The sequence below is a fragment of the Dyella dinghuensis genome (assembly GCF_003977615.1).
Classification (GTDB): Bacteria; Pseudomonadota; Gammaproteobacteria; order Xanthomonadales; family Rhodanobacteraceae; genus Dyella_B; species Dyella_B dinghuensis.
On the sequence record NZ_RYZR01000007.1, the window covers coordinates 325123 to 344902 of the forward strand.

A 19780-nucleotide genomic window follows, 5' to 3' on the forward strand; every position below is an offset into this window, starting at 1 on the left:
CCTTAGGTGCTCCGTGGAATTCCAAAAAAACGTATAGCCCGGCGATGCCTGCGAGTTCGCATGCCGTTGTGATGCAATCTTTCGATGTCCCCAACTTTGGCTTCCCAAGCCAAAGCCGTTTTGCTCAGTGCTACTGCACGGGACCCCCGTCCCGCTTACCGCTTATTTCGAAAACGCTATTCGCACCAACACCCACTGGTCATCGCCGGCTGTGCTGGCAACGATCAGGCGCGCGTTGGTCACGCAACAAAAAAATGGCGATGTCGCGATGCCGCTCATGCGCCTACGCCACCCGCCACGGCATGCCGCGCCGCTTTCGACATGCCATGCCTGAGGTACCACTGCGCTGCGCCTTGTACGCCGTGGTGACCGTGCTCCGTGACCCATACCGGTACGTGCGACAGCAGCGCACGCGCGCTGCGCCCGTGCAGGAATCGTTCCTCGAAAGCGCTGCGCTTAAGCAGCTCGAATATGGAAGACAGAAAGCCGCCGGCTAGATACACGCCGCCTGTGGCCATGAAAATCATCGCGAGATTGCCGACAAAGCTTCCAAGGGAAGCACATAAAATTTCGACGGCTTCCACGGCCTGCGCGTCGCTACACGCAACGGCTGCGGTCGTGACGGCTTCGGGCGTTGCCAGCTTCGGCGTTTTTCCATGCAGCGCGCAAAGCGTTGCGTAGATGGTCAGCAGACCTGGGCCCGACACGACATGTTCAAACGCAACGTAACCGCCATTCGGCGCTATATGCGCCAGAATCTCGCGCTCCCGAACCGAATTCGGCGCGAAATCCATCTGACCCGCTTCCGTCGTCAGCACGACGCCGCCGGCAGGGCCGGGAACGTGCGCCGCCGCGCCAAGGCCAGTGCCCGGTCCGATCACCAGGGTCAAGCCACTGGCATGCGTGTCCGGTCCGCAAAGATGGCGGCCGCCGTCGGCGAGAGGGCCATCGAGCGCATAGGCGAGTGCCTCGAAATCATTGAGTACAGCAACCTCGTCCAAGCCCAATGTGTGCCGCAACTGCGTCAGGTAGATGGGCCACGCGAGGTTGTCGTTCACGACCTCGTTGCCAACTATCTGACCGGCGCAAGCGAGCACGCAGTGCTTCACCGGGGCTTGCACCTCGGTATCGAGAAAGGCTTGCAATAGTTCCTGCAGGGTCGAGAACTCCGCGCACGCGAATACCCGATAGGCAAGTGTTTCGATCCCGCCGGCCCCGCCGTGCGAGGCGCGCATCAGCGCAACACGCGCGTGCGTGCCGCCAATATCGGCTGCCAGAAACGGCATTGCCGCTTCCCCCGTCACTCGGTCCGAATGATCTATTGCCACGTCCAGCGCACCCCTCGCTGCAGAACTGTTATCAGGGTGTAACGCAATTGACACCGGTGTCAAGCCGTGACGCAACATGTTACGCCACGGCTTTGGGGGATAGCTGGTGCGGTCGTGGGCTCAGGTTTTGGGGTCGACGTTGCCAGGTCGGCTTTCGACTGTGGACGTAATGTCCGAATGCGCTCAGGGCAGCGGTCACCCACGTGAGATATTCCGGCCGCTTCCGGACCAATTCCGCTTGAGCCAAACCAACTTCAATGCGAAAACGGCCAAATTTTTTCGGGCAACCTGTCGAATTCCGGCCTCGTCGTTCGTGGCTATAGTGAAACTGGGCAACTGGCCCGGCCGATGAACCCATTAGGAGGCGACCGTGCCGCAATATCTCGTTTCTACTTACCTGCCGGAAAACTATGACCCGTCCACCGTATCCGAAGCGACTATCGAAGGCATTCACGCGCTCAACCGGGAAATGGTCGCGGCGGGTGTGAGGAAATTCGCGTGTGGCCTGAGCCCGAAAGTCATGACGCTGCGTGGGCAAGCCAACGGTGAAGTGCTTGTCACTGACGGGCCATACGTAGAGGCGAAGGAGTTTGTGGGCGGCCTTTCGATACTGGAAACCGCAGATGTGGACGAGTTGCTGGCGTGGGTGCGCAAAGGCGCCAAAGTGTTTCCTGCCGTGGTCGAGGTGCGAGAGGTTTTCTATATGCCGGCTCCTGCCGGGGACTGAGAGCCATGGCAACAGCGAAGTGCGTAGTGGTGTTGCCGGGACTTCGCTTCGATAGAGCTAAGCAATTAAAAAATGGACGTGAGCGGCGGCAACAAGTGCGCTGCGCGCTATAGCGGCGATACGTAAAAAAATTCTGAGGAGAAGACCATGCGCAAACACACGACTGGCGCTGTGCTGTTCACGTGCTCCATGCTGCTTGTCGGACTCGGCGTGGCGCATCAAGCGATAGCGCAGAATGTCGCTGCGCCGTATCCAAAGATGGCCCCGATCGACCAATACCTCATGCCGGACCGGCAAGCTGAAATCGCCCTCGCGCGAAGTGCCGCCCCCGATGCCATATCCCGCGACGCGACGGTCGTGATTCTCGGACGGCACGGCTACGAGACAGCTGTCCAGGGAAAAAACGGCTTCGTTTGCTTCGTGGGACGGAGTTGGAGCGCAGCATTCGACTGGGATGAATTCTGGAACCCGAAAGTGAAAGCTGCCGATTGTCTGAATCCACAGGCTGCACGTTCGATATGGCCGATCATTGAACTGCGCGCCAGGATGGTGATGGCTGGTCGTTCCAACGCGGAAGTTTTGTCGGCACTCAAAGCGGCATACGAAAACAAACATCTGCCGGACCTCGAAAGCGGCGCGATGGATTACATGATGTCGAAATCGTCGTATCTGACTGACCAAGGTGGCCACAACATGCCGCATGTCATGTTCTACACCCGCGTCAAGGACGGTAAGGATTGGGGTTCTGGCGTAGAGGGTTCGCCGATTATGTCCAGCCCTTATTGGTTCTTCGCTCCGACGGAACCGTCCCAAATGAAAGGCCTGCCACCGATTCTTGTGTTCTTGGTTGCGGTTCCCAATTGGTCCGATGGAACGCCTGCGAGTATGTCCAGTCACTGAGACAGATGCGGCCTAGTGCTGGCCAGTTTGCTCAGCGTCGCCATAGGAAGCGCTGCCGCAATGGCGCGATAGCCCGCGTCGTTGAGGAACCGTTCGCCGACGGTATGACCGAGCAATTGATCAATGATCTGAGCAAGATCCCCGGCTCCCATGTGCCGTCATTGACCGCATCGCTTTATTTCAACGGCAAGCAGGCGACCATCCCTGACGTAGCCAAGACGCTGGGTGTCGCTTATGTGCTGGAAGGCAGCGTACGCAAATCCGGCAACACGCTGCGCATCGCCGCCGAACTGATCCGTGCGGACGACGGCTACGTCATTTGGTCCAACACGTACGATCGTCCGACCAAGGATGTTCTGGCGATTCAAAGCGACATCGCGATGTAGGTGAAGCACGCGCTGGAGGCGTCGCTAAGGCCATCCAGTACGGTCAAAACGGGTTGAGCGCGTAGACGTGCTTGAGCCATCCGTGCTCGAGCGCTATGCCCACGGCTTTGTTCGATAGCCCAAGTCTGCAACCGATCTGAGTCCGGACGTATCAATACCGAGACGCCAGATAGATCCTTTGCCCAGACGATGGAGATACAAATGAACAGGAATGCGTTCTTAGTGGGTATTTTCTTTGCCCTTGCTGCCTTGAATGCCGGAGCTGCCACATCCGTAGCATCGAACGCGGAAGATTCTGCGAAGGGCGACCCCTTGTTTGGCACCATCTCAAAAATGGATGCCGAATTCTTCGACGCATTCAATAACTGCAGCTCGCCCGATCAGCTTAAAAAGCACGTCAGTTATTTGAATCCAAACGTCGAGTTCTACCATGACAAAGGTGGCGTTACGTGGACGAGGCAAAATTACCTCGACAAAACGCGCAAGAACGTATGCGGTAATTTCCGGCGCGTGCTTACGGCAGGAAGCATGCAGGTTTTTCCCATCGAGGGGTACGGCGCCATCGAAGAGGGACACCACACGTTCTGTGAGATTAAATCGGGCAAATGTTTTGGCGAAGCCAAATTTTTGATTATTTGGCACCAGTCTCCCGATGGGTGGGAAATAACCCGAATCCTCAGTTACGGGCACCAAGCGATCCATTGAACCGGGCCGCTGACGCGTAGACCCGAGGCCCGAAACGCGCTCGTTTCAGCCGGCATCGGCGCCATCCACGTAACCTTAACTTCTCACGTCTTTGGCCGATAACCGCCTTGGGATGTCCTTCCCTAAGGTCAGGTCAATGACGGCGCGGGTCGTACGGTTACTTAAGAGAAGCACGCGGCTCAGCATCGCCGTCACGCTGATGCTTGCGCTGTGCAGCACGTTTGCCGTGGGCTGGATGCTGTTGTCGCAACGCTGGGTCGGCTACGACTATGAAGTGATAACGACCAATGACCAGCTGCGCGAAGCGCTCCAGGTGCAGCGCCTTGGTATAGGGCGTTATGCCGTGCGTGGCCTTCAGGACGGGCGTCAGGACTTTCTGCAGTCGCGCGCAAGCGTCGATCATTTATTTGAGCAACTGTCTTCGCTTGTCCATGGGAACGAAGCCCAAGTTGCTCACGTCGGGGTTGTCCGAAGCGTGATCGATGCGCGCATGGTTCTCGCCAGCCAGGCATTGGTTCAAAAAGATGCCGGGCATGCAGACGCGAGTACAAACGTTATCCATTCTGATCGCTATTCCCAAGTCAATGTGGACCTAAGCCGAGCGCTGGATGCGGTCGATACACAGGAGCGCTCCTCCCTCGCACAGCGCCTGTGGTTGGAAAAAGTGGCAGCTATACCACTTGTTGCTACGCTCTTAGGCTTCGTCGTGTTCGTTGTCATGCTCATCATACGAACACGCTCATCGGCGCTGGCGATCCTTAGAGAGTTGGACGCATCGCACCAGGAAGTCGCGCGCAGTCGTGCCGAGTTGGCGACCGTGAATGACACTTCGCCGCTTGGTTTGATTCAGTTGGATACAGCGGGTAGGCCAACGTACGTCAATGCTCATTTCCGTGAGTTCATTGGCGTCACCGAAGGTGAGGACATCCTGGACGCATGGAAGCGGTCGCTTCATGCGGATGACTCGGCACTCGTTCTCGCGGCTTTGGATGAAATGGTCGCGCAGCAAGGCGATGCACGCGGGGAGTACCGTGTCATTCGGGCCGATGGCTCGCTGGCATGGCTTTCCGCACATTTTGTGCCGCTATGCATCAGCAACGAGCTGGCCGGCTATGTGGGTGTAGTCGTGGACACCACATGCGAGCATCAGCTGCGTGCGGAACTCAAGCGCAGCCAGGAGTTGCTCGAACGCATCACCAATTCGGTACCTGCATTGGTCGCCTACATCGATGCCAGCGAAACATATCGCTTCGCGAATGCCACTTACGGCCGATGGTATGGAACAAGTGCGACACCTCGGCCGGGGCAATCCGTCAGCGATTTCCTCGGAGAGTCTCACTACGCACACATAAAGCCCCATATCGATCGAGTGTTGGCCGGTGAGACCGTGTCTTTTGAAACGTCACGCGACATGGGGGAAGGGCGAAAGCTTTTCAGGCAAGTGTCGTTCACGCCGAATGTAGACAGCAAAGGAAACACGATTGGTTTCTTTTCGCTGGTCGTGGATTTATCCGAGCGCAAGGAAATGGAAGATCGCCTGTTCGATGCCAAGGAGCAGTTGCAGGTCACCCTCGATGCGCTTGGCGACGCGGTCATCACCACCGATGCCACTGGGCACATCAACTACATGAACGAACGCGCCCAGGAGATTCTGGAGCGCAGCCTGGATGATGTTCGCGGCATGTCGGTCGATCATGTATTCACCGTCATCGATGGCGACGGAAAACCAAGCTCGACATCACTGACACGGGCCATTGCCGAAAATCGCACCGTGGACATGTTGCAGCCGCGCAAATTGCTGCTCACGGATGGATTGGTTCTCGATATCGAGGACGTTGCGTCGCCCTTGTGCGACCGCCTTGGTCACGTTGTAGGTGGCGTATTGGTGCTGCGCGACGTCAGCGTTGCGCAGGCCGTTGCTGACCGTTTGCGTCAGGCGGCCGAGCACGATCCGCTAACCCGCTTGCCCAATCGCTTGTTCTTCGAAAACCGTGCTCGCCACGTTCTCGAAAGCGCGATGGCTGGCAGCGAGCATATGGCATTGCTCTACATCGACGTCGACGGGTTCAAGGGCGTCAACGACACGTTTGGCCATCATGCCGGTGATGCATTGCTGCAAGAAGTGGGACGTCGTCTAAAAGCTTCGATTCGCGATCAAGATGTGGCCTGCCGGCTAGGCGGCGATGAGTTCATTGTCCTTCTCCCTCGCGTATCCACGCAGGCCTCGGCACAAATCGTGGCGAGCAAGATTCTGGCTGCCGGCAAGCTTCCGTTTGCGTGGCAGGGTCATACCTTGGCCATCACGCTAAGTGTGGGCATTAGCGTCTATCCGTTCGATGGCCAGGATTTGGCGACGCTCATGCAAAGCGCCGATCAGGCGCTCTATCAAGCCAAGGACCTGGGCAAGAACCGAAGCGTCGTCTCCCGGGGAACCCGGCTATCCATGCCCGGCAGGGCATAGCGCGCCCGCTTTGGGCAAGATATTGCGGTTCGACCGATGTTAAATTGTGACCGCTCAATGGGGTGCGCTGGGCGCCATTGCGAGCACGATCTTTAAGCTGTCAAAAGCCGCTGCTAGGTTATGCGGCGACTATTCTGTACTTGTGGGGAAAAGATGGACGCTCAGACAGCGGCAGGGCGGGGCGATACCCAACCAGCGCCCGGGCGGCGAACGTCTCGGCGTGCTCCCATCGACCATCGCGCCAATTTGGCGCTGCTTGGACTCATCGCGACGGCCGTGGTGATACAACTCATCGCGTGGCCATTCTTGTTGCGGCAATGGGGCGCGTCCATGCTGTGGATCGCGGTGCCGCTCGTGGTGCTGACGCCAACGCACTGGGGCCTGATCCATGAGTCGATTCATGGCCAGCTATCGTCGCGACGTTGGCTCAACGAATGGCTCGGGCGCGTCCTAGCCATCGCCTTCCTGTTGCCGTACGACGCAGCGCGCTTCGGTCACCTGATGCATCACCGCTTTACACGCGAATCATTCGATCGGCCCGACGTGCATGATGGCGTGACGCATCGCGTGCTCGCGCGCATCGGTTATTACACGCACCTGTTAGGTGGTTTGTATCTGGCAGAACTTGCATTGCCGCTGCTCACATTTTTGCCCGCATCTTGGGTATGCCGACTCGTCGCGCACAAGCTTCGCAGCGAAGACCCGATAGACCAGGATGTCCGGCGCCTGTTTGTAGCCTTTGCCGGAAATTCCGAACGGCGCGCACATATACGACGCGACTGGATGCTGTCGGTCGTACTCCATGCCTGTGCATTTTATCTGTATGGGGCGTGGTGGCCCGTGCTTGCCATAACGATGTTTCTGCGCGGGCTGTGGCTCTCAGTTGCGGACAACCTGCCGCACTACGATGTCATGCTTGACGAGCAGCAGCGGGCCCGCAACTTTCGCGCGCCCGCGATCTGGCACCCTGTGTTGATGAATCATCACCTTCATCGTCTGCATCACCAGCATCCAACACTGCCGTGGACGGCACTTCCGGCGCTCGCGCGCGATGCTGCCTCAGCTTCTGTTCCCAATACAGACGCTGCTTATTTCAGGGCAGCACTCCGGCAGCTTCGTGGGTTTGGCAAAGTACGATAAGCACACACGCCTGCGTGCGCGTACGCTCTGAGAAGACTTCCGAATCCCTTATTGATTAAGGAATGGAGACCAAATCAGATGCCGCCTTTAATACATAGGTTGTTGCCTGCACTAAGATCCGCTTTCGACCCAAGGCGGACAAACTCGTCATTTACCCTCGCACATATGGTTAATTGCATGCATCAGCGCGATTAAGGCTGGATGTGTTCCAGTGGGGCATCGCGTAGCTATCAACGGGGAGGGCGCGGCGTGCAATGACTTGACTTCCCAATTAGGGAGTTACACCGTTGCTTAATCCAGTGGGCTTGGTAATGATCCAGTAGCGTTACGCACAAACAGATTCGGGGGAATCCATGTTTACTGGTCAATGGATGAATAATCATCGTGGCAAGGTGGGCGGCCGCGTTGCCATCGCACTACTGGTGTTTCTGGCTGCGAATCTCTTGACGGCAGGCATGCCAGCTTGGGCTGCCGCCGCGCATTACAGCGTCATGAGTCTGCCGCTTAATGCGGGAAACGGGACCTTGAGCGCACCGCAGTCGATCGTCCTCGGTCAGAATGGAACGATCTATGGTGTGACCAGTTCCGGTGGGCAGCTTAATAACGGCGGCTTGTTCTCGATGTCACAAGCGGGTGTCTACACCGAGCTTCATGCCTTCAATAGCGGCGAAGGTGCGATACTTGAAGTAAGCCAGCCGGCCGACAACTTCAACTTTCTTACCCTCGCCTCGAACGGTGCGTTGATTGGTGTATCGAATGCGGGTGGGGTCTATTTACCCACCGAAGACCCGTCGGGAACGTCTTACACGATGTCGGCGACTGGTATATTCAGTTCGCTGCACAGCTTTTATGCGGGTAATGGCGAGATCACGAGCCCGACAAGCATTGCGTCAGGAAGCGATGGCAACATTTTCGGGCTTGCGCTGGGTCCGACTTGGGCCAACACCACCACCACCACAAGCACCGCAAATCTCTTTGAGCTGAATCCAGATGGCTCGGCGAACAACATCTACGCATTCGAGAGCTTTGCCCCGACTGGCTTCGCACTTGGCTTGAACGACGACATGTATGTCTCGTTGCCGAAAGGCACCGTCATACCTGAAGCGGGTGGTGCGGCATCCACCGGCGACGTCATCCTTAAGGTGACTTCGAATGGCGTGGGAAGCGTCGTCCACGTGCTCGATCCGACGGAGGGCCAAGGTATTGATGAAATTATCGAAGACGGTCATGGCAACTTGTATGGCTCGGCGCTGACGGGAGGAGCCGGGGTCGATGGCGGCGACGGAAGTGTCTTTCGTGTGAGTGCCTCGGGTGATTTTTCGGTGCTCCATAGCTTCAGCAGCTTTGTTGGGGAAGAGCAACAGGGTTACTGGCCCAGTGCGCTGGTCGCCGGCTCCGACGGCAACCTCTACGGAATAGCGCGTGTCGGCGGCGCGGGGTCGGACGGTACCTTCTTCAGAATTGCCGCAGACGGGGCTTACACCGCTCTCCATTCTTTTGGAGACTCATCCATTGACGGGGCTGACCTCAAATCGCTAGTCCAAGTTGGGCCGAGAACGCTCTATGGTGTCTTTGAGGGAGGCCCCAACCTAAGCGGAGGTGTTTTTAAGCTCGTCGTTCCGATACAGGACGACTTTTTCGGCGTGGGCAAGTCGCCGATGTTGGTGAGCGGCTCCAGTCTTGCCAGTTTTTGGACTGCAGACGGTGTGTCCAAAACGATGTCGATAGCGCAAGGCTACTATCCGGTGGCTGTGGGCGATTTCAATGGCGACGGCATAGCGGATATCGTTTGGACCAGTGCCAAGCATGATCTGTATGTGTGGTTCGGCGGAGTGAATGGTTTCACTTCACAGTTTGCCGGTACGTATCCCGATGGTTGGACGTTGGTCGGCGCAGGTGATGTCGATGGTGACGGCAAAGACGATCTGATCTGGATCGACACGCAAACCCATCAATTCGCGTATTGGCTGATGAATGGCGCCACCCGCTCGGGCTACCGCATCTTCAACATCACGCCAGGTTACTACCCTGCTGCTCTCGGCGATTTCAATGGTGACGGGAAGCTGGACATCATGTGGACCAGCGCCAACAACGATCTTTATGTCTGGCTCGGCAACGGTGCAGGTTACACATCCAAATACATAACGACCTATCCGGCTGGATGGCGGATTATTGGCCGAGGCGATCTCGATGGCGATGGTTGCGATGATCTGATCTGGTCAACCGCCGATGGCACGCAATGGGGATATTGGCTCATGAATGGCGCGTCGATCAACCACGTGGCGTCTTTCAGTGTGCCTAGTACGCTCGCAGGTTACGTCATTGCTGGCAGCGCGGATTACAACGGTGACGGTTTGGTGGATATCCTTTGGTCAAATGGTTCGCAAAACGTTTTGTGGTCGAACCAGGGTAGTTGTTCGACGACCACCGACTGCACCTTTGCTCCGGCGGACGTTCCAGGATCGCTGACAAATGGTCAGAACATATTTAACAGCGCGTTGCCGTCGACCACCCCGGGAAGTTTTTGAGAGATGAACCATTCGTCCTGTTCAAAAAAAGATTAGGTTGAGCCTTTAGGTTGATTCAAGCTGGTTGAGGAGGTGCAAACGGAAGGCTGCTTTCAGGTCTGGTTTGCAGGGATGGTTTTTCAAGAACCAAAGATTGGATTAATCAGTGAGGTCTCACCTGGAACGGCTGCCTCACCGATAGCTGAGGCCTTCGCCCGTAGCGAGTTCGGTCCCTTTTTAACGTCGATAAGGTGGGGCTAAGGGGCTTGGATGACCAAAGTATTCGATGCGGTCAAAGATCGTTCCTGATGTCCGCTATCGACGGCAGCTGCCACCCAAAGCGGACATCCCCCGCGAAATGGTTATGATAGGTAGCAGCAACCGAAAGAGCGTTCCCGTGACCTCATCCGACAATGATTTCGACAGCGAGCACGACTTGGACGGGGACGAGGGTGTCAGTGACTCGGTAGAAGCGCGTGTCTGGCAGCTGTTGTTGCTGATCAATCCGGGTGATGAAGAGAGCGCCTTGCAGCAGTTCGCGGATTACCGGGATGCAGCCGCCCATGTGGACGAGAATGACGTAGAGCCGATTGACATCATCCGCAGGGTGATCGACTGGCGATCCGGCTTTTATGTCGACAGGCACGACACGCGCGCATTAGTGCAAGCCATCGACGAGCTTTCCTCGCGCTGGAATATATCTATCGATTGGGATGGTGATCCAGACGACGACGATTTCCATACAGATATCGATGCGGCTTCGCTATTCGCCATCGCCTACGACGGCCTGCTTGAGCACGGCTATACCTTGTGGGCCTGGGAAGCCGAGGACGACAGCTGTGCGGGCTGGATCACGCTGAAGCGCGACAATGAGTTTTTGCGTGAGTTGGCGACGTCGCTCGGTATCAACATGCGGCTGGGTAGCGAAGTTACTTGAGTTCCGGTTGCAGCTCACCGCTTTCGGCCGCAAGCGGGCGCTAAGCCCTCGCAATAGCCACATTCTTACGTCGCTGGAATCGGCTCGGTAGGGTGGCCCTTGTCCTTTGCGCAGCACGTTCGTTCGCTACAAACACATCCATTCAGGATTTTTCAGGGCGATATCAGAACTGTTTCAGGAATTCCTGGCGGTAACGTCGTTACTCTAAGAAGCTCGTGCGATCCATTGCTAGGGAGAAGGCTATGACTAAAGTCACGCGTATTCTTTTGTTGGGTGCGATGTCGTTCTTACCCACGTTGCCGGCAATGGCGTGTGGTACGTCGAGTGATCCTGTTCAAGTAGTTCAAGCGCAAGTCGACGCATTCAACGCGCATGACATTGATGCGTTTGCTGCCTGTTATGCGGACGACGTCACTATCACCGATTTAAGCGGCAAAGACCCCGTGATAAAAGGCATTCCCGCACTCAAGAAAACGTACGCGTTTCTTGCGAGGGTGCCAAAGCAATTCCATGTGGAGATCGTCCAGCGCGTCGTTACCGGACCGATAGTGGCCGACCGCGAGCGGGCAATCGGGCTTCCTGCGGGCAAGGGGCAGCCGGAGGCCATGGCGATATACGAAGTGCGCAACGGCAAGATTCAGAACGTGTGGTTCCCGCCGAAAAGCTAGGCACTCGTGAACGTGTTTGACGGCGTCGCGTGGCGAACTTGTCTCTGCGATGTGGAGACTGAATCCCCCAGCATCTGCTTTCAATCTAAATCGGACACCACTTTCGCCGGAGAGCCGAAAGGTTGGCTGGTGGGTCGCGTCTGCGATGGCGGTCACGGCGGCGTGTAAAAACACCAGGCCCTGATCAAAATCATAAAGGCCTCCCTCTGGAAATCGCTATCCGGAATTTGCTCGACTTCCCATGTTTCCGCTGGGGAGAGGCTCATGAAGGCAAAGGTTCGGGTGTGGAGAGGCGGCCTTGTCGCTTTGCTGGTTGTGTTTTCGGGCAGCGGCTATGCGGACGCCGCCCAGGAAGCACAGGTCGTCGTGCATGCAGACCAGCCCGGAGCGGTCATTCATCCGGAAATCTATGGCCAGTTCGCCGAACAGCTCGGGCATGGCATCTACGGTGGTATCTGGGTGGGGGAGCATTCGTCCATTCCAAACATCAGGGGGTATCGCAGGGATGTTGTCGATGCGTTGAAGGCGATCAAGGTGCCAGTCATTCGCTGGCCGGGTGGTTGCTTTGCGGATCAATACGATTGGCGTGATGGCATTGGCCCACGCGACAAGCGGCCCGTTCGAATGAATGCATCCTGGGGCGGCGAAGACAGCAACCAGTTCGGTACGCACGAGTTCATGGATTTCGCCGAACTGATCGGCGCCAAGACTTACCTCAGCATCAACGTCGGTACCGGTACGCCGCGCGAGATGAGTCAATGGATGGAATACATCACGGCGGACGGGCATTCGGACCTGGCGCAGCGGCGGCGCGCAAATGGACGCGACAAGCCATGGAAGCTCGATTACGTCGGCATCGGTAACGAGATGTGGGGTTGTGGCGGTTCCATGCGTGCGCAGTTCTATGCCGATGTCTACCGTCAGTACGCCACGTTCGTGCATGCGCCGGGTAACACGCCGATCGTCAAAGTCGCTAGCGGTGCGAACGGCGACGATATTGGCTGGACCGATACCGTCATGTCGATCGCAGGCAGCCAGATCGACGCCATCAGTCTGCATAACTACACCATTCCGACCGGCAACTGGTCGCACAAAGGTTCGGCCACGCAGTTCGACGAGAGTGAGTGGATGTCCACGCTGCAGGGCGCTTTGCACATGGACGATCTCATCACCAGGCACAGCGCGGTGATGGATAAATACGATCCCAAGAAACGCGTCGCGCTGGTTGTCGACGAATGGGGCAATTGGATGGATCAAGACCCCGGTGCGCGTGACGCTGCGCTCTATCAGCAGAACAGTCTGCGCGATGCGCTTTCCGCAGCCGTCACCCTGGATATCTTTCAGGCGCATGCCGACCGCGTGCGTATGGCCAACATCGCGCAAATGGTGAATGTGCTGCAGGCGATGATTCTCACCGACCAATCGAGGATGGTGTTGACGCCGACGTATTACGTGTTCGACATGTACAAAGTGTTCCAGGGTGCCACATATCTACCCGTCGACGTGCAGGCGCCGGCGTATCGATACAGGAATGCGTCCGTACCAGGTGTCCACGCCACAGCAGGACGCGATGCTGCCGGTGTTGTGCATATAGCAATGGTGAATCTCGACCCGCACCACGCGGATACCGTTCGCTTGACGTTGCTCGGCGTCACAGGTTCGGCTGTAGATGGTCGCGAGCTGACTGCATCGAATATCAACACCACCAACACGTTCGATCATCCGGATCGGGTCATGCCAGCAGCGTTTGCTGGCGCAACGCTCAAGCAGGGAGTGATAACTGCTGTAATGCCGCCGAAATCCATAGTCGTACTGGATATTCACTGATGCGTGCTCGACGGATGAACTTTATGTTGCGCGTGTCGTTAGCCGCGATCGCTCTTTGCGTTACGGCACCGACTGTACAAGCCGATCAAAATATCCGGCATATCGCCGTTGACGTGGATGGCGCGTCATCGCCGCTTGATCGCTACTACGAATTTTCCATTGGCTCGGACTATCCGGGAACGCTGATGCGGGAAGACAGTCTCGCCCAGCTCAAAACCGTCAGCGAGGAATTGGGTCCGCGTTACATTCGCTTCCATGCCATTTTTCACGATGTATTGGGCACGTATCGAGAAGTGAACGGCAAGCCGGTCTACGATTGGACGAAAATCGACCGCCTCTATGACAGATTGCTCACGTTGGGCATCCGGCCATTCGTTGAACTTGGATTTACGCCGGAGGCAATGAAAACATCCGATCAGCACATCTTCTATTGGAAGGGCAACACTTCGCATCCACAACTTCCAAAATGGACAGGATTGGTTGAGGCTTTCGTCCGGCATCTGGAACAACGCTACGGACAACAAGAAATCAGAACGTGGTATTTCGAGGTCTGGAACGAGCCCAACCTTCCCGGTTTCTGGCAGGGCGGCGATCAAAAGGCGTACTTCGATCTTTACGATGCGACCGCGCGAACCATCAAGCACATCGATCCGCAATTGAGAGTAGGCGGCCCAGCTACCGCCGGTGCGGCATGGGTGCCTGAGTTCATCCAACACACCGTGCAAGCCGGCGTGCCACTCGATTTCATCACCACGCATACGTACGGCGTGGATGGCGGCTTCCTCGACGAGCATGGCGAAAGCGACACGAAGCTATCACCGTCTGCCGATGCGATTGTCGGCGATGTGCGTCGCGTGCGCGGACAGATCGACCATTCCGCTAGACCCGGTTTGCCGCTTTACTTCACCGAATGGAGCACCAGCTACACGCCGCGCGACCCAGTGCATGATTCGTATGTGAGTGCTGCCTACATTCTCAGCAAACTCAAGGCCTGTGAAGGTATGGCGCAAGGCATGAGCTACTGGACCTTCAGCGATTTGTTCGAAGAACCCGGACCGCCGACTGCGCCATTTCAGGGCGGTTTTGGCTTGCTGAATCCACAAGGCATTCGCAAGCCAGCCTACTTCGCCTACAAGTATCTGCACCGCCTTGGCCGCACGGAACTGAAAACTGCCGATGCGCAAAGTTATGTCACGTGGAACGACCATTTGCTCAAGGCGCTGGTCTGGGATTTTGTGCAACCCAAACAACAGCAAAGCGATCGACCGTTTTATACCAAGATACTTCTGTCGCAACCGGCTCGGATGGTGAGTCTTGATCTTAGGCACATGCAGTCTGGTACGTATCAGGTCGCTATCTATCGAACGGGCTATGACGCCAACGATGCCTATACGGCTTACCTGAGCATGGGTTCACCTGCGTCACTCAATGGGAATCAGCTGCGGCAACTGCAGACCACAACAGCAGATCACCCCGAAGTGCGGGCGCTGGTGATCGATTCGAATGGAATGGCGAGCGTATCCATTCCCATGCGATCCAATGATGTGGTCTTGGTAGAAGTTCTAGCCAGGCACTAAGGTTCTCAGTTATTGAAAATGCTGGGCTTAGAGATCTCCTCTTTCGACCCAAGGCAGACATCCCGCTTGCTCAAACGAATAACGCTAGACGTTCTTCTGCGACGAAGCCAATTCCTGTGTTACCCAGTCGATGAAAACGCGCACACGCGGGGAGAGCTGCCGACTATGCGGATACAGGAGTGATACCGGAGTTGGCGAAGGTGGAAAATCGGGAAGCACCGAGACCAGTGTTCCCGCAGCTAAGTCTGCTTGAACGTGGTACCTCGGAACCTGTATCAATCCGAGTCCTAGCTTGGCGGCAGCGACGTAGGTTTCCGCGCTGGTGACGGTCAATGTTGAGGGTAGTGCGACGTGTCGCACATTGCCGTTGACGGTGAACTCGAGCGGCAATGTCATGCCACTCGCCGACGATACGAAGCCGATGCTGACGTGCTCCGTGAGGTCATCGATGCTCTCAGGATTGCCGTGACGGGCTATGTAGGCAGGACTCGCACACGTTACTTCTTCGAGCAACGCAACGCGCCGTCCTACCATTGCGCTGTCCTGCAAGTCGCCCACGCGCAGGACGCAATCGATGCCTTCACTGACCAGATCGACAAGGCGATCTCCTTCACCGATATGCAGCTGAAGATCCGGATACCTGGCGAGAAAAGCCGGGAGCGCCGGCAACACGAAGTGGCGCGTCAGCGTCCCATGGACATCGATCCGCAATAACCCTCTTGGTTTGGCGTCGCTGAAGGCGGCTTCAGCATCTTCGACGTCGCCCAGAATGGCGATGCACCGGCGGTAATACGCCTCGCCGTCCAGCGTGGCTTTTACGTGGCGAGTCGTTCGCTGCAGCAGCCGCACACCCAGCCGCTTTTCCAGGTCCTGGATGACTTGCGTGGCCGTCGAACGCGGCCATTCGAGGTCCTGAGCGGCCAGGGTGAAGCTTTGCCGCTCGACGATCCGGGTGAACAGACGCATGACGTCCAGGCGATCCATAGCGGCCTCATTGTTCGCTCATGGAGAATTATGTTGCCAGATTAGCACTGATTATTTATCCAGGTAGGAAGCCTAGAGTTCTTCCAAGCCGGCACGGTGCTGGTCCTGGAGAAAACTCATGAACAAGCAAACTCAGAAAGTCGCCCTGGTGACCGGTGCCTCGCGGGGTATCGGCGCAGCGATCGCACAACGTCTGGCGAATGACGGTTTCACGGTCATCGTCAATTACGCGGAAAACGCTGCACCGGCCGAGGCCCTGGTGCGTACGATCGAGCAGGCGGGCGGCCATGCCCTGGCTGCGAAAGCCGACGTCAGCGATGCCGCAGATGTGCGCCGATTGTTCGATGCCGCCGAGACCGCTTTTGGTGGTGTGGATGTGTTGGTCAACAACGCAGGCATCATGAGCCTTGCCACAATCGCCGACGCCGATGACGCCTCGTTCGATCGCCAGATCGCCGTCAATCTGAAGGGCACGTTCAACACGTTGCGCGAAGCGGCGAAGCGTTTGCGTGCAGGCGGCCGCATCATCAATTTCTCTTCAAGCGTCGTCGCGCTGTTGCAACCGACGTATGCGGTGTATGCCGCAACCAAAGCGGGCGTCGAAGCGATGACGAGCGTGTTTGCCAAGGAGTTGCGTGGGCGCGACATCACGGTCAACGCGATTGCACCGGGCCCGACAGCGACGGATCTGTTCCTGAAAGGCAAGCCGCAGGAAGTGGTCGACCGTTTGGCCAAGCTCGCTCCTCTCGAACGGTTGGGAGAGCCGAGCGATATCGCCAATACCGTCGCCTTTCTGGCAGGTCCGGATGGTGGCTGGGTGAACGGGCAGGTGTTGCGTGCCAATGGCGGAATCATCTGATCGCGCGCGGATGGCACGGCAAACGTTCGCTCAATTTCAAACTTCCACGCAAGGAGAACGAATCATGAAACAAGTCATCGTCATTACCGGTGCATCCAGTGGTTTCGGTGCGCTCGCTGCACGCGCGCTTGCCCACGCCGGACATACCGTCTACGCGAGCATGCGTGAAACCACGGGCCGCAATGCGCCGCAGGTTGCGGCTGTTCAGCAGTACGCCGCTGAGCATGCTGTGGATCTGCGTACGGTGGAGCTGGATGTCGCCTCGGAGGCATCCTGCGAGACGGGCATTCAGCAGATCATTGCGGCGCATGGACGGCTCGATGTGATCATTCACAACGCCGGTCATATGTCGTTTGGTCCTGCCGAGGCTTTTACGCCGGAACAATTCGCACAGCTGTACGACATCAACGTGTTGAGCACACAGCGCGTCAATCGCGCCGCGCTTCCTCAGTTGCGCAAACAGGGCCGCGGATTGCTGATCTGGGTTTCCAGCAGCAGCGCACGCGGCGGCACGCCACCGTATCTTTCACCTTATTTTGCCGCGAAGGCGGCGATGGATTCGCTTGCCGTCAGTTACTCTAGCGAGCTGGCGCGCTGGGGTATCGAGACCTCGATCGTCGTGCCGGGTGCATTTACCAAGGGCACGAATCATTTTGCGCATTCGGGCTCACCTTCCGATAAAGCACGCGCTACGGAATACGATCAGGGGCCGTATGCCGGTCTGCCGGAGCAGAGCCTCAAGGGTCTGGCTTCGCTCGAACCTGCCGACGCCGATGTAAGTGCCGTGGCGGATGCCATCGTACAGGTCGTGGATACGCCCTTCGGCAAGCGCCCATTCCGCGTGCATATCGATCCATCGCAGGATGGCTGCGAAATCGTCAACGGTGTAGCCGATCGCGTTCGTACAGAAATGTTTCGGCGCATCGGGTTGGAAGATTTGCTACACCCGCGAGACACCACGTATTCGGCGAACTGAGATTAATGTGATCCAACGCATCACGAGACGACACGGAGTCCGTGCCGTCTCGTGCATTCGTCCACAATGACGTCAGATATTTTCGCGAATCATTTCCACAACGTCGGCGCCGCGCCCGTGAAGAATGGCACGCGTGGTGTACAAAGCCATGCCCATGACCGGTTTCATTTCCATAAATGGCGGCTTGGTCAACTCCAGTGGATTGACCTTTACGTTGAGCAAGGCCGGACCAGGCTGGGCGAGCAATTCATCGATGGCCGCGTCCAGCTCGGACGCCTTGCTGATGGTTTTTCCCCATAGCCCGATGGCCTGCGCCACTTTTCCAAAGTCGGGATTTTTCATGCGCGTAAACGTATCGAGCATGCCTTCGGACATCTGTTCTATTTCGACAAAGCCCAGCTTGCTGTTGTCGTAGACGACGATCTTGACGGGGATGTCTTCTTGAATGGTGGTGAGCAGTTCGCCGAACAGCATCGATAAACCGCCATCTCCGCAGAGCGCGATGACTTGTCGTTCGGGCGCTGCTTTCTTCAATCCAAATGAACCGGCGAGTGCCGTCGCCATGGTGCCGTGCAGAAGGCTGCCAAAGACGCGTCGCTTGCCGTTCGTATCGATGCAGCGCGTCGCCCAAAAAATCGGTGTGCCGTCATCTCCCGTAAAGAGTGCGTCGTCCGCTGCGTGTTTGCTTATAACGGATGTGAGGTACGACCCAGGGATGGTGTCGTTATGACCCGGAGCCAGCTGTTTTTTCCAGGACGCTTGATGCTCGTGATAGCGATCGACATAAGTCTTCTGGAAACTGCCGTCGGTCTTTTGTTCCAAAAGCGGAAGCAGTGCACGCAGCGTTGGTTTTATATCGCCGACGGCACCCAGCGTCACGGGATGACGTCGACCAAGATGCGTGGGGTCCAGGTCGATCTGCACGATCTTGGCTTTGTCCGGATAGAACTGGCGCCACGCGAAGTCGGCTCCGAGCAGAAGAAGAGTGTCGCAATCCAGGACGGCCCTGTAGCCCGCCTCGTTTCCGAGAATGCCCGTCATGCCGACGTTGTACGGGTTGTTGTGCTCCAGGAAGCTCTTTCCGCGTGAGGTATGTGCGACAGGAGCTTTGAGCTGCTCGGCGACGGCGAGAATTTCGCTCAATGCGTCTTCGGCTCCGGATCCGGCATAAATGGTCACCTTTTTTCCGGCATTGAGAATCTTCGCGATCTCCGCGAGTTCATCGTCGTTGGGGCGAACGGTCGGGCGCGGGAAGTGAACGTGATACGGAAAATCTTCGTGCACATCGCTATGCGAGATGTCGACAGGAACGATCAATACCGCGACGCCGCGCTTCGCAATGGCAGCCTGGCACGCCATGACCGTTTTTTTGCGCGCCTGATCGGCGGTGTGAATCATGTCGCAGAAGACCGAACACTCTTTGAAGACGGATTTGAAATCGACTTCCTGGATAAACTCAAAGCCCATTTCGCTCATCAAGATGCTGCTGGCAATCAATACCATCGGCGAACGATTGCGGTTGGCTTCGTAAAGTCCGTTGATGAAGTGCAGGCTTCCCGGTCCGCAGCTGCCCGCGCAGGCGGTCAATTGACCGGTAAAAAGTGCCTCGGTACCGGCGGCGAAAGCGCCTGCTTCTTCGTGGCGAACATGCACCCACTCGATCGGGCTTTTATCGAGATGTTCGGCGATCAGATTCAACGTATCGCCGACGATGCCGTAGCAGCGTTTGACGCCCGCCTGTTCGAGGACTTCTACGATAATTTCAGCGACTTTCTTGCTCATGGCTGGCTCCGCTTGA

General features: G+C 57.0%; 16 protein-coding genes. 13 read left to right on the top strand and 3 right to left on the bottom strand.

The features are described from left to right. Positions 1-275 precede the first annotated feature (275 nt). The gene (locus EKH79_RS15275) at positions 276-1286 is read right to left on the bottom strand and encodes a glucokinase (protein ID WP_126674685.1); all 1011 of its coding nucleotides are present in this window, start codon (positions 1284-1286) and stop codon (positions 276-278) included. 412 nt (positions 1287-1698) lie between these two features. Here EKH79_RS15275 and EKH79_RS15280 point away from each other — a divergent pair, with 412 nt between their 5' ends. The 11 genes from EKH79_RS15280 to EKH79_RS15330 all read left to right on the top strand — a co-directional run bounded on the left by EKH79_RS15280 (position 1699) and on the right by EKH79_RS15330 (position 15163). Continuing rightward, complete coding sequence (locus tag EKH79_RS15280) at positions 1699-2055, top strand: YciI family protein (protein WP_126674686.1); 357 nt, start codon at positions 1699-1701, stop codon at positions 2053-2055. A gap of 147 nt (positions 2056-2202) precedes the next feature. Continuing rightward, positions 2203-2955, top strand: a complete 753-nt coding sequence (locus EKH79_RS15285) for a hypothetical protein (RefSeq protein ID WP_126674687.1) — start codon at positions 2203-2205, stop codon at positions 2953-2955. A 104-nt stretch (positions 2956-3059) separates the two neighbouring features. Next, positions 3060-3341, top strand: coding sequence for a hypothetical protein (locus tag EKH79_RS15290; protein WP_126674688.1), 282 nt, complete (start codon positions 3060-3062; stop codon positions 3339-3341). Between the two features lie 201 nt (positions 3342-3542). Then, the gene (locus EKH79_RS15295) at positions 3543-4046 is read left to right on the top strand and encodes a nuclear transport factor 2 family protein (protein WP_126674689.1); all 504 of its coding nucleotides are present in this window, start codon (positions 3543-3545) and stop codon (positions 4044-4046) included. Between the two features lie 136 nt (positions 4047-4182). After that, positions 4183-6507, top strand: a complete 2325-nt coding sequence (locus EKH79_RS15300; protein ID WP_158621266.1) for a diguanylate cyclase domain-containing protein — start codon at positions 4183-4185, stop codon at positions 6505-6507. Between the two features lie 153 nt (positions 6508-6660). Continuing rightward, positions 6661-7647, top strand: a complete 987-nt coding sequence (locus tag EKH79_RS15305; protein ID WP_233590348.1) for a fatty acid desaturase family protein — start codon at positions 6661-6663, stop codon at positions 7645-7647. A 353-nt stretch (positions 7648-8000) separates the two neighbouring features. Continuing rightward, positions 8001-10175, top strand: a complete 2175-nt coding sequence (locus EKH79_RS15310) for a choice-of-anchor tandem repeat GloVer-containing protein (RefSeq protein ID WP_126674691.1) — start codon at positions 8001-8003, stop codon at positions 10173-10175. Between the two features lie 343 nt (positions 10176-10518). Beyond that, the gene (locus EKH79_RS15315) at positions 10519-11091 is read left to right on the top strand and encodes a DUF6630 family protein (protein WP_126674692.1); all 573 of its coding nucleotides are present in this window, start codon (positions 10519-10521) and stop codon (positions 11089-11091) included. 242 nt (positions 11092-11333) lie between these two features. Beyond that, positions 11334-11759 (top strand): nuclear transport factor 2 family protein, encoded by a 426-nt coding sequence (locus tag EKH79_RS15320; protein ID WP_126674693.1) that lies wholly within the window; start codon positions 11334-11336, stop codon positions 11757-11759. A gap of 264 nt (positions 11760-12023) precedes the next feature. Next, complete coding sequence (locus tag EKH79_RS15325) at positions 12024-13586, top strand: alpha-N-arabinofuranosidase (RefSeq protein ID WP_126674694.1); 1563 nt, start codon at positions 12024-12026, stop codon at positions 13584-13586. A 23-nt stretch (positions 13587-13609) separates the two neighbouring features. Next, entirely contained in the window at positions 13610-15163 is a 1554-nt protein-coding gene (locus EKH79_RS15330; protein WP_425478511.1) for a GH39 family glycosyl hydrolase, read from the top strand. An 84-nt stretch (positions 15164-15247) separates the two neighbouring features. Here EKH79_RS15330 and EKH79_RS15335 read toward each other — a convergent pair whose 3' ends face one another. Further along, a complete protein-coding gene (locus EKH79_RS15335) occupies positions 15248-16147 on the bottom strand; it encodes a LysR family transcriptional regulator (RefSeq protein ID WP_126674695.1) in 900 nt (299 codons plus the stop codon). Positions 16148-16265: 118 nt separating this feature from the next. Here EKH79_RS15335 and EKH79_RS15340 point away from each other — a divergent pair, with 118 nt between their 5' ends. Both EKH79_RS15340 and EKH79_RS15345 read left to right on the top strand, forming a co-directional pair. Further along, on the top strand, positions 16266-17006 hold the full coding sequence (locus EKH79_RS15340) for an SDR family oxidoreductase (protein ID WP_126674696.1): 741 nt from the start codon (positions 16266-16268) through the stop codon (positions 17004-17006). Positions 17007-17070: 64 nt separating this feature from the next. Continuing rightward, positions 17071-17982: an SDR family oxidoreductase gene (locus EKH79_RS15345; RefSeq protein ID WP_126674697.1), complete on the top strand. Its 912-nt coding sequence runs from the start codon at positions 17071-17073 to the stop codon at positions 17980-17982. A 72-nt stretch (positions 17983-18054) separates the two neighbouring features. Here the strand turns inward: EKH79_RS15345 and EKH79_RS15350 are convergent, their stop codons facing one another. After that, positions 18055-19764: a thiamine pyrophosphate-dependent enzyme gene (locus EKH79_RS15350; protein ID WP_126674698.1), complete on the bottom strand. Its 1710-nt coding sequence runs from the start codon at positions 19762-19764 to the stop codon at positions 18055-18057. Positions 19765-19780 lie beyond the last annotated feature (16 nt).

Bases quoted from the DNA above. Each gene is read 5' to 3' on its own strand.
- EKH79_RS15275 (WP_126674685.1), bottom strand. From the start codon at position 1,286: ATGCCGTTTCTGGCAGCCGATATTGGCGGCACGCACGCGCGTGTTGCG.
- EKH79_RS15325 (WP_126674694.1), top strand. From the start codon at position 12,024: ATGAAGGCAAAGGTTCGGGTGTGGAGAGGCGGCCTTGTCGCTTTGCTG.
- EKH79_RS15310 (WP_126674691.1), top strand. From the start codon at position 8,001: ATGTTTACTGGTCAATGGATGAATAATCATCGTGGCAAGGTGGGCGGC.
- EKH79_RS15285 (WP_126674687.1), top strand. From the start codon at position 2,203: ATGCGCAAACACACGACTGGCGCTGTGCTGTTCACGTGCTCCATGCTG.
- EKH79_RS15335 (WP_126674695.1), bottom strand. From the start codon at position 16,147: ATGGATCGCCTGGACGTCATGCGTCTGTTCACCCGGATCGTCGAGCGG.
- EKH79_RS15295 (WP_126674689.1), top strand. From the start codon at position 3,543: ATGAACAGGAATGCGTTCTTAGTGGGTATTTTCTTTGCCCTTGCTGCC.
- EKH79_RS15345 (WP_126674697.1), top strand. From the start codon at position 17,071: ATGAAACAAGTCATCGTCATTACCGGTGCATCCAGTGGTTTCGGTGCG.
- EKH79_RS15330 (WP_425478511.1), top strand. From the start codon at position 13,610: ATGTTGCGCGTGTCGTTAGCCGCGATCGCTCTTTGCGTTACGGCACCG.
- EKH79_RS15290 (WP_126674688.1), top strand. From the start codon at position 3,060: ATGACCGAGCAATTGATCAATGATCTGAGCAAGATCCCCGGCTCCCAT.
- EKH79_RS15315 (WP_126674692.1), top strand. From the start codon at position 10,519: ATGATAGGTAGCAGCAACCGAAAGAGCGTTCCCGTGACCTCATCCGAC.
- EKH79_RS15340 (WP_126674696.1), top strand. From the start codon at position 16,266: ATGAACAAGCAAACTCAGAAAGTCGCCCTGGTGACCGGTGCCTCGCGG.
- EKH79_RS15320 (WP_126674693.1), top strand. From the start codon at position 11,334: ATGACTAAAGTCACGCGTATTCTTTTGTTGGGTGCGATGTCGTTCTTA.
- EKH79_RS15350 (WP_126674698.1), bottom strand. From the start codon at position 19,764: ATGAGCAAGAAAGTCGCTGAAATTATCGTAGAAGTCCTCGAACAGGCG.
- EKH79_RS15300 (WP_158621266.1), top strand. From the start codon at position 4,183: ATGACGGCGCGGGTCGTACGGTTACTTAAGAGAAGCACGCGGCTCAGC.
- EKH79_RS15305 (WP_233590348.1), top strand. From the start codon at position 6,661: ATGGACGCTCAGACAGCGGCAGGGCGGGGCGATACCCAACCAGCGCCC.